Source organism: Sphingomonas sp. PWP1-2 (assembly GCF_049898305.1).
GTDB classification, from domain to species: Bacteria; Pseudomonadota; Alphaproteobacteria; order Sphingomonadales; family Sphingomonadaceae; genus Sphingomonas; species Sphingomonas glacialis.
This window is the reverse complement of sequence record NZ_JAFCXM010000001.1, coordinates 899,421-912,389: the sequence shown is the minus strand read 5'-3', so window position 1 is coordinate 912,389 and position 12,969 is coordinate 899,421. Positions and strand designations below refer to the sequence as shown.

The window sequence follows — 12,969 nt, the reverse complement described above, 5'->3', positions numbered from 1 at the left end:
GATCCGATGGTTAACGGTTCTTCGTCGCATTACCTGCAGTGATCGGCGCGCTTCTGTCAACTGGCGCTTCGAGAATTGGGTCGAGCGGTTGCGTCATCTTCGCGGTCTGCGGGCGCGTCGCATTGGTCCGCGTGCCGGTGACCGCCGGGTCGGGATCCGACGACCAGTCCCAGATCCGGTGCCGCACGCTGGTATAATGTGCGACCGGATCGTAGAGCGGACCGCCGTCGAGCCCGAGATTGCGCGCTTCCGCCTCCCCCATCGCCGCGAGCAAGGCGAAGCCCGCGACATAGGCGTCGCGCTGCGCCGTAACGAGCGTGACCTGCGAGTTGAGCAATTCCTGCTCGGCGTTGAGGATGTCGAGAATCGTGCGGTTGCCGACGCTGTTCTCGGCGCGGACGCCCTCGAGCGAGAGCTTGTTGGCGTTGACCGCGACTTCGCTCGACGCGATCGTCTCGAGCGAGGATTTCCACACCGCATAGGCCGACCGCGCCTGCGCGATGACGCCGCGCTCGGTCTCGGTCACTTGCTCGATCGCGCGCACGCGCGCGTCCTGCGCCTGGCGAATCTGCGCGGCGGGGCGGCCGCCCTGATATAAGGGCATCGTCAGCCCGAGCCCGACCGTAGCCGCCTTCCCGCTCTGTCGGACCGCAACGCCCGTGCTCGAACCGAGCGAGCCGAGATAATTATAATAGTTGCCGCCAACATTGACCGCGACCGTCGGCAAGCGGTTGGCGCGTGCCACGCCAATGTCATAGCCCGCCGCATCGCGCGCCTTGGCCGCCGCGAGCAAGGTCGGATTGTTCTTCAACGCGACATCGACTGCGACATCGGGTTCGGCCGGCAGATTGGGCAGGTCGGGCGGCGTGTCGAGCCGGCCGGGCTCGGTGCCGACGAAGCGGATATAGCTCTCGCGGCTGGTGATCAGCTGCGCTTGCGACGATTGCAGCTGGCTGCGCGCGACCGCGAGACGCGCCTCGGATTGCGCGACGTCGGTGCGGGTCAGGTCGCCGACCTGGAACCGATCGCGGCTGGCTTGAAGGTTGACCTCGAGCACGCGGACATTCTGCGTGTTGAGCCCGACGATCGCCTCGTCGCGGATCACGTCCATATACGCGCCGACCACGGTGGTGAACAAGCTCGCCTCGGTCCCGCGCAAGCTCAGCTGCCCGCTCTCGACTCGCGTCTGTGCGGCGCGAATGCCGTTGCGGACGGCGCCGCCGCTGTAGATCGGTACCGCGAGCGTCACGCTCGCCCCGGCCTGGCGATCGGGCGAGACGAAGCTGTTCGCCGCCTTCACGACATTCTCGGTGTAGGTGCTTTGCAGCTGGACGCCGGGTAGCCCCTGCGACCGGATGATCGGCACGTTTTCGTCCACCCCGCGCTGGCTCGCGCGTTGCGCGGCGAGCGTCGGGTTGGTGTTGTACGCCTTGACCAAGGCCTCGCGCAGCGTTTCCGCCGACAGCGGTGCTGCGACCAGAGCGAACAGCGCTGTACCGGTGACGAAAAAGAGTGCGCGCATGGCTCGGCGTGTCTTTCTGATCAGAACGTGAAGGAGCGCGGCCGCGAGAAGCCCGGCAGCGGAACGCAATCGATGTCGGCAAAGTCGAGCAGCGCAAAGCCGCCTGCGGTCTTGCGGCCCGAGGTCAGCCGCGTCACGCCGCGATCGGCGATCCCCGTGACGACCCGCCCGCCGATCGCGACTTGCGCAACCAAAGCGTCGGACACTGCCTCGACCGCGCCGTCGATGACGAGCACGTCGTACGGCGCGCCGGCAGCGTGGCCCGCCTCGAGCGGACCCTCGACCACGGTCACGTTGGTGGTATCGCCCAGGGCCGTGCGCGCCGCTGCCGCCAGCGCCGGCTCGCATTCGAGCGCGACGACCGAATTCACCAGATGCGACAGCACCGCCGCGGTGTAGCCGCCCGCCGCGCCGACGAGCAGCACGCGGTCGGTCGCGCGCAGCTCGGCCTGGGTCAGCAGTCGCCCGGTCGCGATCGGCACGTTCTGCGCGCGGCCATGGCCGAGCGGCACCGCGGTATCGCGATACGCGATCGCCTGCGCATCGGCGGGCACGAAGGCTTCGCGCGGGACGCTGTCCATCGCGGCCACCACGCGCGCATCGCTCACCGCATTGGTGCGCAGCTGGCTGGCCACCATTGCGTGGCGCATCGCCACCATCTCGGAATCCTGCGTCGTCACTGTCATCGAACCACACCCTTGTCGGACACCAGCTTTGCACAACTGTTGTAGCTGTGCAATACACTCGTTTGCTGCGCTCGCTTCTATCGTGATGGAAAGGCTACGCCAAGCGACGCGTAGCGGCATTTTTGCACGCCCGCGGTTGACAGCGCGCGTGCGCCCCTGCATCAGCGCGCCTCCCCGAAACGCCCCACAGCGTCTCGTGGCCCGATGGCGGAGTGGTGACGTAGAGGACTGCAAATCCTCGCACCCGGGTTCGATTCCCGGTCGGGCCTCCATATTCTTCCCTGCCCCGCGGCGCGGCAGGCGCGACGATCCTAGCGGTCGTCCCCGATATCCTCGAGCGCAGCGATGAACGGCAAGTCGGCCGGCGGCATCGCCAGGTCGCGCAGTGCGGCAGGGGCGTGCCACGCGAGCGCGGTCGCATCGAGCGCTTGCGGCACCCCGCCCCACGCGCGGCAGACATAGAGCAGCAGCAGCAAATGGCGTCCAGGCAACGTCGCGCTGGCAAAGGTCAGCGGCGCCAGCGCGTCTTGCGCAACGACGATCCCCAATTCCTCCTCGAGCTCGCGCACCAGCGCCGCCTCGGGTGTCTCGCCCGGCTCGACCTTCCCGCCGGGAAACTCCCACAGCCCCGCCATCGCCTTGCCGGGCGGGCGCAGCTGCACCAGCACGCGCCCGTCGCGATCGATCAACGCTGCCGCAACCACCGGCATCAGCGAGGCCGTCTCGCCCGCTCCCAAAGGTTTAGACATTCGTTAATCATCCTTAGGTATCAAAACGCCGGAACCTGGCTCGGAGAGTATCGCCATGATCATCCGACTGCTGAAATCTCTGCTTGGCGACCGCCGGGGTGGCACCGCTATCGAATATGGGCTGATCGCCGCGCTCGTCGTGATCGCGCTGATCGCGTCGTTCACGCAGCTCGCCAATACCACCATCGGCATGTGGGGCAACGTCAACACCAAGGTCAGCAGCGCGGGCGCCGCGACCCCAGCGAACTGACCCGCAAACGCCACCGGTCGCCTTAAACTTTTATCAACTCTGGCCTTCTACAAAAGCTGTGTTGGCCCGGCACTCCGGTCCGACCGGGTACTGAAGCACTTATCCACGGAGACCGAAATCATGAAGACGATCCGCAATTTCATCAAGAACTCCAAGGGCGCCACCGCAATCGAATACGGCCTGATCGCCGCGCTGATCGCCGTCGCTGCCATCGCCGCGATGCAGGGCCTGGGCAACTCGCTCAAGACCACGTTCACCAACGTGTCGGGTACGCTGGGTTCGGCTGCCAAGTAAGCTTTAGCGCTTACGTGACGACAGACGGGCGGCAAGACGATGGTCTTGCCGCCCGTTTTCGTGTGCGCGCCCTGCAAAAGCCGCGTCTGCGACCGAATCCGCACGCATCGCGGCGCGGATCGCCGTCGCCGCGATGCAAAGAATTCAGCCATCAGCGCGTGACGACCTTCATCAAAATTTCGGAATTGCGAAGTCCGCTTGATCCGACAAGCGGCGAAGCGGCTTAGAGCCGCCCCATCGCCAGGAACTTTTCGCGCCGGCTGCGGCGCAGTTCGGCCGGAGTCTTGCCGTCGAGCTTGATCAACGCCGCCTCGATCGCATCGCCGAGCGCAGCGATCGCCGTGGCCGGATCGCGCTGCGCACCGCCAAGCGGCTCGGGAACGATCGTGTCGATGACGCCGAGACCCTTGAGGTCCTGCGCCGTGATCTTCATCGCCTCGGCCGCTTCCGGCGCCTTGTCGGCGGTGCGCCACAGGATCGACGCGCAGCCCTCGGGCGTGATCACCGCGTAGATCGCATGTTCGAACATCATCACGATATTGCCGGCCGCCAGCGCGATCGCGCCGCCCGAACCGCCCTCGCCGACCACCGCCGCGACCATCGGCACGCCGAGCGCAAGGCACGCCTCGGTCGAGCGCGCGATCGCCTCGGCTTGCCCGCGCTCCTCGGCCTGGATGCCGGGAAACGCGCCGTTGGTGTCGACCAGCGTCACGACGGGCAGGCCGAAGCGGTCGGCGAGCTGCATCAGGCGAATCGCCTTGCGATAGCCCTCGGGCTTGCCCATCCCGAAATTGTGCTTGAGCCGGCTCGCGGTATCGTCACCGCGCTCGTGACCGATCACCAGGATACGGCGCCCGCGAAACGTCGCAAAGCCGCCGAGGATCGCCTGATCGTCACCGAACGCGCGGTCGCCCGCGAGCAGCATGAAATCCTCGAACAGGCCAGCGATATAGTTCTTGAAGTGCGGCCGCTCGCCGTGGCGCGCGACTTGCGCCTTCTGCCACGGGGTTAGCCTGGAATAGGTGTCGCGCAGCAGCTTGTCGGACTTTGCCTGGAGCCTGCCGACTTCCGCGCCGATATCGACCGTCCCTTCGGACGCGGTCTCGCGCAGCTCGTCGATCCGGCTCTGAAGCTCGGCGATCGGTTTTTCGAAATCGAGGAAACTTGCCATAGCCAGCGGCGGTTAAGGCCCGCCGCGCTTTGCGTCAACGCGCGCTGTCGCCTCGGCAAGCGGATGGCGCGTATTGACGAGCTCCACGAGCCGGCTCGCATCGACATGCGTGTAGATTTCGGTCGTCGCAATATCGGCATGGCCGAGCATCGATTGCAGCGCGCGCAGATCGGCCCCGCCCGCCAGCAGATGCGTCGCAAAGGCATGCCGCAGCACGTGCGGACTGACGCGATCGGGCGGAATCCCCGCCTCGCCCGCCAGGCCCTTGAGCAACTGGTACAGCCGGATCCGGCTGAGATGGCTCTTGCCCGAGGGGAACAGCCACGGGCTCTCCTCGGGAACATGCAACCGCCACACCGCCACCGCCGCGCGCGCGCGATCGGACAGCGGGACGAGCCGCTCCTTGCCGCCCTTGCCGCGCAGGATGAGATACGGCCGGTCGGGCGCCACCGCGCGGCGCGGCAGCGACATCAGCTCGGTCGCGCGCAGCCCCGATCCGTAAAGCAACTCGACCAACGCGGCGAGCCGCAGGTCGTTGGGATCGGGCGGGTCGCGGGCGATTCGCGCGGCGATCGCGGCAAACAGCCGGTCGATATCGGCATGGTCGAGCACCTTGGGCAGCCCGCGCGTCGCGCCCGGCCGAGGCAGCGCGGCACCCGGATCGTCGCTGCGAAACCCCTCATCGACCAGGAACGCGAAAAAGCGCCGCAACGCCGCCGATTTGCGCGCCGCGCTCGCCTTCGACAGCGCGAGCCATTCGCCACCGAGCCGCGCGAGCTCGTCGGCACCGGCAGCACTCAACCGCCCCTCGAGAAACCCCGAAGCCAGCTCGAGATCGCTGCGATAGGCGAGCACGGTATTCTTCGCCGCGCCCGATTCGGCGGCCATCATCTCGAGAAAGCGATCGATCAGCGCGCGGTCCCCGCCCGCGGCCGATGGCTCGGTCACAGCCGGCTCATCGCCTCGACCGCGACCATCTTGGCCTCGCCGGGCAAGCCGACCGCACGCAGCGCGGTCACGATGTGATAGAGCGCCTCGGGCGACACGCCGCGCCACGCACGCGTCTGCATCCCCACCGCCGACAGCAACGCCACCGTGCCGGGCTCGCGGTCGACGACCGCTGTCTTGAGCGCGCGTGTCCAGCTATCCTCGCGCCCGACGCGCACGCCGAGCGTCCGCGCGCCGCGCTCGATCTCGCTCGCCGACATCCGGCCGAGGCCGGCCAGGCCAGCGAAGAACATCCGCCGCTTGAGCCCGTCCGAATCGTTCGCGCCGGCATAGGCGCTGACCTCGTCATAGCTCGCCACCGGTTCGGCCGGGTCGATCAGCGTCAGCATCGCCCAGGCGGTGCTGCCGCGCTCGGCCTTCTCGCGCCAGCGCATCGCGCGCGGATCGAGCCCCGCACTGAGGATCGACGCGACGATGCGGTCGATATCCGGCTTCTCGAGCGATTGCGGCAACCGCGCCGCCGCGCCCGCGGTGAGCACGAGCCGCGCATAGCGGCCTTCATCGGTCTTGGGTTCGTCCCACAGCCGCTTGAGCGCATCGGCGCGCCCGGCCACGCTGCTCGCGTCATACGACGCGCGCAAGTCGCGAGCGATGCCCGCTTCGGCGACCGACTGGTCGTCCCCGGCGTCGATCGCGCTGTAGAGGTCGATCAGCGCCGCGCTCGACAGGATCCCGCGTGCCGCCGCAAGCTCGGCCGCCGCCGCGCGGACGTTCGGCGCGAGCGTCGGCGCAAGCGCACGCCAGCCGTCGACCGCAGGCGTTCCCGTCGCGAGCAGCGTTGCCGGGATCTCTACCCCAGCGGCCGTGGCGAGGCCGTAGCGCCATGCGGTCAGTTGCGAGACATCGTCCCACTCAATCGTCACCGCCTGACGACCGCTTTGCCCGGTGCCGGCAACCTTCTGCGCAAGCAACAGGTCGACGCCCCCGGCCAGCCGCGTCCGCCGCGCCTGGGTCAGCAACGGCTGCACCTTCGCGGGCATACCCGACAGGCCAGCGCACATCGCGCGCGCGAGGATCCACCCTCGCTCGGCGCCGAGCGTCGCGCCCGCCTCGACCGCCGGGCACAACGCCGCGGGGTCGCCCGCAGCCAGCGCCGCCTGCATCGCTGCGACGAACATCTTGGGCGTATAATCTTCGGTATCGACCGCTTGCACCATCGCCCGCGCGGCGACCGATTCGCCCATCCGCACCAGCAGCCACGCGCGCTCGGCGGCGAAATCCGCGCCGTTGACGCCGCGCGGCGTATCGACGCGCGCGAGCAAGGCGCGCCGCAACACGATCGACACCCAACGCGACGCGACCGGCGGATTCAGCCGCCGCATCAGCGTTTCGAGATAGCGGCCATTGGCGCGGCCGAACGCGTCGGTCGCCATCGCGCCCTGCGCCGGCCCGACGACGCCAACCTGCGCCAGCGAGCGGCGGGCGTACGCCGGCATGTCGGCGCGAACGAACGCCGCGAAATCGGTCGCCGCAGGGGGCGCGACGGTCGGCACCGGCGTTGCGAGCGGCGTCGGCGCGGCATCGGGGCCTCCGGGACCGAGCGGTGTGAGACCGAGCGGGGCGGGAACGAGCGGAGCCGCCGCTGGGGCCGCCGGCCGCGCCGCAGTCGGCGCGGCGTCGGGCCGATTCGGCTGGGCAGCGCGCGGACGCGGTGCGCTCGGCGGCGGCGTGGGATCACCGAAGCCGGGCGGAAGAATCGATTCGGGCTTGTCCTGGCCTAGCGCCGGAATCGCCAGCGCTGCGGCCAGCGCGGCGATCGCGACCTTACTTCTGGAGATTCGCAAGCGGGACGGCCTTCTCGACATGCTTCAGCGGCTTTTCGTGCGACAGACGCGACAGGCCGAACAGCAAAGCGACCACCACCACGAGGACGACGATGAGAGCGACGATCGAACGGGGCATGGGCTCACAACCTGCAACAAACTGAAAATGGGCAACGACCAAGCTTTTGCCCGAGACGCAGGTGCGCTGTATAGCGCTCGCTTCGATGTTGCAAAGCCCCGCCCCCTCCCCGCCCGAACCGCCCATCTGGACCGGCCAGCCGATCGTGCTGGTGGGATTGATGGGGGCCGGCAAATCGACCGTCGGGCGCAGGCTCGCCACGCGCCTCGGCCTCCCCTTCGTCGACGCCGATAGCGAGATCGAGATCGCCGCCGGCATGGCGGTGTCCGAAATCTTCGAGCGATTCGGCGAAGCGCATTTCCGCGACGGCGAACGCCGCGTGATCGCCCGCCTGATGGACGGCGAGCGGCGCGTCATCGCGACTGGCGGCGGCGCCTTTGTCGATCCGCAGACGCGCGCCGCGATCCTGTCGAACGGCTTTGCGATCTGGCTCGACGCGAAGCCTGCGGTGCTCGTCGAGCGCGTCTCGCGCCGCGACACCCGCCCGCTGCTGCGCAACCGCGATCCGCTCGCGGTGCTCGAAGAACTGGCGCGCGTCCGCAACCCGTTCTACGCGACGGCACACCTCCGCGTCTCGAGCCACCGCGCGCCGCACGACGCGACCGTCAACGCCATCCTGAAAGCGCTCGGCAAGATATGACGACCATTCCCGTAGCGCTCGGTTCGCGCAGTTACGACGTCGTGATCGAAGCCGGCGTGCTCGCGCGTGCGGCCGATTGGCTGAAGCCCTTGTCGCGCGGCCGGCGGATGGCGATCGTCACCGACCAGAACGTCCTGCCGCATCTGGCAACGCTGCAAGCGTCGCTCACCGCGGCGGGCGTCGAAAGCGAAGCGATCGTGCTCCCACCGGGCGAAGGCACCAAGAGCTGGGCGATGCTCGAACAGCTGACCGACCGGCTGCTCGAGCTCGGCGTGGAGCGCGGCGATCATGTCGTCGCGCTCGGCGGGGGCGTGATCGGCGATCTCGTCGGCTTCGCGTGCAGCATCGTCAAGCGCGGCTGCGGCTTCGTCCAGATCCCGACGACCTTGCTCGCGCAGGTCGATTCGTCGGTCGGCGGCAAGACCGCGATCAATTCGCGCGCCGGCAAGAACCTCGTCGGCGCGTTCCACCAGCCCGCCTTGGTGCTGATCGACCCGGATGTGCTCGACACGCTGCCGCTGCGCCACGTCCGCGCGGGCTATGCCGAGGTCGTGAAATACGGCCTGATCGACGATCCCGCCTTCTTCGACTGGTGCGAAACCAACGCGCCCGCGCTGCTCGCGGGCGACCCCGCCGCGCGCGCCTACGCCATCGCGCATTCGGTCGCCGCCAAGGCGCGGATCGTCGCCGAGGACGAGCGCGAGACGACCGGCAAGCGCGCGCTGCTCAATCTCGGCCACACCTTCGGCCATGCGCTCGAGGCCGAGGCTGGCTTCTCCGACCGCTTGCTCCACGGTGAGGGCGTCGCCGCCGGGATGGCGCTGGCGTTCGGCTATTCGGCGGCGCGTGGGCTCGCCCCCGCCGCCGATGCCGAGCGCGTCGCGGCGCATTTGCGCGCGATCGGCTTGCCCGATGGCGTAGCGGCGGCCGGGATCGATGCCGATGGCGAGACGCTCGTCGCGCACATGCTCCACGACAAGAAGATGGACGCGGGCAAGCTCCCCTTCCTGCTCGCGCGCGGGATCGGCGGGACCTACCTCGACACATCGGTGAACCTCGTCGACGTCCGGGCGTTTCTCGACGCCTGAGCGTCGGTCCACGCGCAGCACCAGGAAGGCCCCCTTCATGCCCCAAGGCATCGCCAAGGCGAACCTGCCCGAAAAGACCTGCCCGGTCTGCCAGCGCCCCTTCGCCTGGCGCAAGAAATGGGCGCGCGACTGGGACAACGTCGTCTATTGCTCGGAACGCTGTCGCCGCGCCGCAAAGAGCGGGTGACGGCGCGCGGGAGAGTTTGGCGGCGATAACTGGTGGCAATCCGACCGACCTCGCCACCCGGGCCCGTTACGCTATCAGGCTCGCAAAGACCGCCAGCGACAGCACCACAAACCCCACCTCGAGCGTGAAGATGATCCAGCACCATCCCGGCTCGTCGTCACGATTGGGCGCACACCATTCGGGATCCGACATCGGTACAAAAACGGAAACGATCGCCCCGGTCAATCACGCGTCCAGGGGGCCATCGAGTCAACCGATCCGCGCGGCGCTTACCCCCGGGCGATCCAGGCCAGCCACAGCCAGCCGGCGATCAGCGCCGCGCCGCCGATCGGCGTGATCGCGCCGAACCAGCGCGGCGCGCCGAGCGCCATCAGGTAGAGCGAGCCCGCAAAGATCGCGCCACCGGCGAGGAACAGCCACGCCGGCCCGCGTGCGTCCATCTTCAGCGCGACGAGCGCCGCGACCGCATGGATCAGCTGGTAATGCGCGCCGGTCTTGAGCCATTCGGCCGCGTCCTTGCCCGCGCCATGCGCGCCGAACGCGCCCGCACCGATCGCCAGCGCCCCCGACAGCGCAGCGAGAATGGCAATCCAGTTCATCGTGGTTCCTCCACCGATGCTTCGTCCTCGGGCAGCGCCGATTCGCGTTCGTGCTGCGTGATGATCTTCTCGCGCACGGCGCGGATGTCGCCTGCGGCGACTTGCGCGCGCAGCCGCTCCTTGTCCTTGCGGCGATAGGTATCCTCGGTGCGGTCGATCTCGGCCTGATCGACGCCGATGCTCTTGAGCGCCATCCGCCCCATCTTGACCGCCGATTCGAGCACTTCGCGCACCACCCCGTCGAGCGGCGCGCCCTTGAGCTTGATCACCGCGCGGCGATCATAGGCGCGGACGTAGATCGAGGCGTGCGGAAAGGCCTCCTTCACGCCCTTGACGAGATCGGCAGAAATCTGGTCGCCATCCATGCAGAACATGATGAGCTCGGCCTCGCCCGCCCCCGCCTGGCGCAGCATGTCGAGCCGCGTCCCGTCGCCGTAATAGACCTTGGCGCCGAACTCGCTCGCGATGTCGATCATCTCGATATCGGTGTCGATCAACGTCACCGGCACCCCTTGCGCGATCAGCATCTGCGCGACGGTCTGGCCGAAGCGCCCATAGCCGACGATCAGCGCGTTGGCGCCGTCCGCGGTCGGCCCGTCGCGCTCGCCGGCGATGATCGGCTCTTCGCGAATGCGCTGCGTGATCATCATCAGGAACGGCGTCGTCGCCATCGACAGCGTGACGATCGCGCCGAACAGGCTCGCCGCCTCGGGCGCGATCAGGAAGGCGTGCTGCGCCTGCGCGAACAGCACGAAGCCGAACTCGCCGCCCTGGCTCAGCAACAGCCCGAGCGCGAGCGCGGCGCGCCACTTCATCTTGAACAATATGCCGATGCCGAAGATGATCAGCGCCTTGGTCGCGATCAGCGCGAGCGCCATGCCGATGACGAAGAACGGCCGCTCGGCGATCGCGTGGAGATCGAGCATCATCCCGACCGCGAGGAAGAACAGTCCGAGCAGGATCGAGCGGAACGGCTCGACGTCTGCTTCCAGTTCATGCCGATACGGGCTGTCGGCGAGCATCACGCCCGCGACGAACGCGCCAAGCGCGGTCGACAGGCCAAGCGATTCCATGATCGCCGCCGCGCCGATCACGGTGAACAGCGCGGCAAACACGAACATCTCGCGCTCGCCCATATTGCCGATGATGCGGAACAGCGGCCGCAACAGGAAGCGCCCGGCGGCGACCAGCCCCGCTACAGCGCCGACAGTATAGAGAAACAGCAGCCAGCCCGGCGGGCCGCCAGCGTCCGCCGGATTGCGCGACAAGACCGTGACGAGCGTGATCAAAGGAACGATCGACAGATCCTGGAACAGCAGGATCGAGAAGGCGCGCTCCCCGAACGGCGTGCGCAGCCGCCCCGCCGATTGCAGCATCGGCAAAACCTGCGCGGTCGACGACAGCGCGAGCGGCAGGCCCAGCACGAGCGCCGCAGCCCAAGAGAAATGCTGCGGCGATCCGCCGAGCCGCGTCGAGAGCCAGACCACGCCCGTCACCGCGAGCCCGCACAGCACGACCTGCATCAGGCCAAGCCCGAAGATTTCCTTCTTGAGCGCCCACAGCCGCGTCGGGTTGAGTTCCAAGCCGACGATGAACAGCAGCAAGGTGATGCCGAGCTCGGCGATGCCCATCTTCGATTCGGCATTGCCGACCAGATGCAGCACTTGCGGCCCGACCACCGCGCCCGCGACGAGATAGCCGAGCGTCGCACCGAGCCCGAAGCGGCGGAAAATCAGGACGAAGACGAGCGCGAAGCCGCCGAGGATGACGCCATCGAGCAGCAGCGATTCGCTCATGCCGGTGCCTTGGCGGCAGCGGCTTGCGCTGCCTCGGCCGCAGCCTCGAAGGCGAGCCGGATCGAGGCATGGCGCGCGCTGTGCGGCAGCGCGGGCGCGAACAGCTCGAGCCCCGTCCAGCTCGGCGGCGGCCCCTCGCTCGCCAGCCAGGCAGCCAGCGCATCGCGCGCTGCGACGAGTTCGGCGGGGGTCTTGCCGATCACTTCGGCTCCCATCAGCGATGCCGAAGCCTGGCCCAGCGCACAGGCGCGCACCAGCATCCCGAGCTCGGCGACCCGCCCGTCGCGATCCATGTTGACGTCGACCGTCACACGGCTGCCGCACACCGGCGAGCGCTTCTCCGACGAGCCCATCGGATCGGGCAAGCGTTGGTGGTGCGGAATCGTCGTCGAGAGGCGGAGGATCTCGGTGGTGTAGAGCGGCGCGGTCATGCCGCCTATGTAGGCGGGCTCGCCGCGCGCGTCACCCCGCCGCGGTCAGTCGGCGGCGTTGTCGGGCTCGGCGGCGCGCGGCGTCCGCACATGGGCCGGGCCGAACACCGGCTCGCCACGGCGCCGACGGTCGACGAAGTCGGCGATGCTCGCGCTCGTCGTGTTGAGCAACGGATAGACCTTGGCCTGGGTCAGCCACTCGGGCCGGTGCGTCGGGCCGCCGCTCATCGTATCGGTCATCAGCACGACGAGCAGGAAGGCGAGGCTCGCCAGGATCAGCCCCTTCAGCGCACCGAAGCCGAAGCCGAGCGCGCGGTCGACCGGCCCGAGGATCGAATCGCGCGTGCGCGCGCCAATCGCATTGGCGACCATCCGCCCCCCGAAATAGGTCACGCCGCCAAGGATCGCGAAGGCGAGCACCGCAGCGCCGGTGGTGGTGCCGACCATGCCGGTCAGCGCGTGCGTCAGCGGCACATGGAACAGCTTGAGCGCAAAGACGATCGCCACCCAGGCGAACAGCGAGAGCACTTCGGTGACGAACCCGCGCACGAGCCCGAGCGTGGCCGATCCGCCGACGGTGAGCAGGACAAGGATATCGAGCGCGGTGAGATGCATCCCCGCGCCTTATCGCCGAGCGATGGGTTAA

Annotated in this window: 17 protein-coding genes and 1 tRNA gene; 6 read left to right on the top strand and 12 right to left on the bottom strand. The window is 68.4% G+C overall.

Going from position 1 to position 12,969, the window contains the following annotated elements; all coding sequences use genetic code 11:
- Nucleotides 1-10: 10 nt before the first annotated feature.
- Both ACP7C5_RS04480 and ACP7C5_RS04475 read right to left on the bottom strand, forming a co-directional pair.
- Nucleotides 11-1,522 carry a TolC family outer membrane protein gene (locus tag ACP7C5_RS04480; RefSeq protein ID WP_426263314.1) on the bottom strand — a complete coding sequence of 504 codons (1,512 nt, stop codon included), beginning with the start codon at nt 1,520-1,522 and terminating at the stop codon, nt 11-13.
- A gap of 20 nt (nt 1,523-1,542) precedes the next feature.
- A complete protein-coding gene (locus ACP7C5_RS04475) occupies nt 1,543-2,208 on the bottom strand; it encodes a protein-L-isoaspartate O-methyltransferase family protein (RefSeq protein ID WP_426263313.1) in 666 nt (221 codons plus the stop codon).
- Nucleotides 2,209-2,406: 198 nt separating this feature from the next.
- On the opposite strand from ACP7C5_RS04475, the gene ACP7C5_RS04470 reads away from it, so the two are divergent.
- A tRNA-Cys gene (locus tag ACP7C5_RS04470) sits at nt 2,407-2,480 on the top strand.
- A 39-nt stretch (nt 2,481-2,519) separates the two neighbouring features.
- On the opposite strand, the gene ACP7C5_RS04465 is transcribed toward ACP7C5_RS04470, so the two are convergent.
- Entirely contained in the window at nt 2,520-2,957 is a 438-nt protein-coding gene (locus ACP7C5_RS04465) for a (deoxy)nucleoside triphosphate pyrophosphohydrolase (RefSeq protein WP_426263312.1), read from the bottom strand.
- A gap of 55 nt (nt 2,958-3,012) precedes the next feature.
- On the opposite strand from ACP7C5_RS04465, the gene ACP7C5_RS04460 reads away from it, so the two are divergent.
- Nucleotides 3,013-3,207 (top strand): Flp family type IVb pilin, encoded by a 195-nt coding sequence (locus tag ACP7C5_RS04460; RefSeq protein ID WP_133189145.1) that lies wholly within the window; start codon nt 3,013-3,015, stop codon nt 3,205-3,207.
- A 120-nt stretch (nt 3,208-3,327) separates the two neighbouring features.
- Nucleotides 3,328-3,501, top strand: coding sequence for a Flp family type IVb pilin (locus ACP7C5_RS04455; RefSeq protein ID WP_133189146.1), 174 nt, complete (start codon nt 3,328-3,330; stop codon nt 3,499-3,501).
- 223 nt (nt 3,502-3,724) lie between these two features.
- On the opposite strand, the gene ACP7C5_RS04450 is transcribed toward ACP7C5_RS04455, so the two are convergent.
- The 4 genes from ACP7C5_RS04450 to ACP7C5_RS04435 are packed head-to-tail and all read right to left on the bottom strand — an operon-like array spanning nt 3,725 to nt 7,582.
- Nucleotides 3,725-4,672, bottom strand: coding sequence for an acetyl-CoA carboxylase carboxyltransferase subunit alpha (locus ACP7C5_RS04450; protein WP_426263311.1), 948 nt, complete (start codon nt 4,670-4,672; stop codon nt 3,725-3,727).
- 12 nt (nt 4,673-4,684) lie between these two features.
- The gene (locus ACP7C5_RS04445) at nt 4,685-5,620 is read right to left on the bottom strand and encodes a tyrosine-type recombinase/integrase (RefSeq protein ID WP_426263310.1); all 936 of its coding nucleotides are present in this window, start codon (nt 5,618-5,620) and stop codon (nt 4,685-4,687) included.
- Nucleotides 5,617-7,464 (bottom strand): hypothetical protein, encoded by a 1,848-nt coding sequence (locus ACP7C5_RS04440; RefSeq protein WP_426263309.1) that lies wholly within the window; start codon nt 7,462-7,464, stop codon nt 5,617-5,619. The genes ACP7C5_RS04445 and ACP7C5_RS04440 overlap by 4 nt, the downstream gene beginning before the upstream one ends.
- Complete coding sequence (locus ACP7C5_RS04435; RefSeq protein WP_165954491.1) at nt 7,445-7,582, bottom strand: hypothetical protein; 138 nt, start codon at nt 7,580-7,582, stop codon at nt 7,445-7,447. Before ACP7C5_RS04435 ends, ACP7C5_RS04440 begins: the two co-directional genes overlap by 20 nt.
- 85 nt (nt 7,583-7,667) lie before the next feature.
- Here ACP7C5_RS04435 and ACP7C5_RS04430 point away from each other — a divergent pair, with 85 nt between their 5' ends.
- The 3 genes from ACP7C5_RS04430 to ACP7C5_RS04420 are packed head-to-tail and all read left to right on the top strand — an operon-like array spanning nt 7,668 to nt 9,497.
- Nucleotides 7,668-8,222, top strand: coding sequence for a shikimate kinase (locus ACP7C5_RS04430; RefSeq protein WP_133192011.1), 555 nt, complete (start codon nt 7,668-7,670; stop codon nt 8,220-8,222).
- Nucleotides 8,219-9,310, top strand: coding sequence for a 3-dehydroquinate synthase (gene aroB, locus ACP7C5_RS04425; protein WP_426263308.1), 1,092 nt, complete (start codon nt 8,219-8,221; stop codon nt 9,308-9,310). The genes ACP7C5_RS04430 and aroB overlap by 4 nt, the downstream gene beginning before the upstream one ends.
- A gap of 37 nt (nt 9,311-9,347) precedes the next feature.
- Entirely contained in the window at nt 9,348-9,497 is a 150-nt protein-coding gene (locus ACP7C5_RS04420; RefSeq protein ID WP_133189151.1) for a DUF2256 domain-containing protein, read from the top strand.
- Nucleotides 9,498-9,563: 66 nt separating this feature from the next.
- Here the strand turns inward: ACP7C5_RS04420 and ACP7C5_RS04415 are convergent, their stop codons facing one another.
- Genes ACP7C5_RS04415 through ACP7C5_RS04395 form a run of 5 tightly spaced genes read right to left on the bottom strand, consistent with a single transcriptional unit; the run spans nt 9,564 to nt 12,938 of the window.
- Nucleotides 9,564-9,722, bottom strand: a complete 159-nt coding sequence (locus ACP7C5_RS04415; protein WP_165954492.1) for a hypothetical protein — start codon at nt 9,720-9,722, stop codon at nt 9,564-9,566.
- A gap of 44 nt (nt 9,723-9,766) precedes the next feature.
- Nucleotides 9,767-10,096 carry a DUF423 domain-containing protein gene (locus tag ACP7C5_RS04410; RefSeq protein ID WP_426263307.1) on the bottom strand — a complete coding sequence of 110 codons (330 nt, stop codon included), beginning with the start codon at nt 10,094-10,096 and terminating at the stop codon, nt 9,767-9,769.
- Nucleotides 10,093-11,892: a cation:proton antiporter gene (locus ACP7C5_RS04405; RefSeq protein WP_426263306.1), complete on the bottom strand. Its 1,800-nt coding sequence runs from the start codon at nt 11,890-11,892 to the stop codon at nt 10,093-10,095. The genes ACP7C5_RS04410 and ACP7C5_RS04405 overlap by 4 nt, the downstream gene beginning before the upstream one ends.
- Complete coding sequence (locus ACP7C5_RS04400) at nt 11,889-12,323, bottom strand: iron-sulfur cluster assembly scaffold protein (protein WP_426263305.1); 435 nt, start codon at nt 12,321-12,323, stop codon at nt 11,889-11,891. Before ACP7C5_RS04400 ends, ACP7C5_RS04405 begins: the two co-directional genes overlap by 4 nt.
- A 45-nt stretch (nt 12,324-12,368) precedes the next feature.
- A complete protein-coding gene (locus ACP7C5_RS04395; RefSeq protein WP_133189155.1) occupies nt 12,369-12,938 on the bottom strand; it encodes a CvpA family protein in 570 nt (189 codons plus the stop codon).
- Between the last annotated feature and the right edge of the window lie 31 nt (nt 12,939-12,969).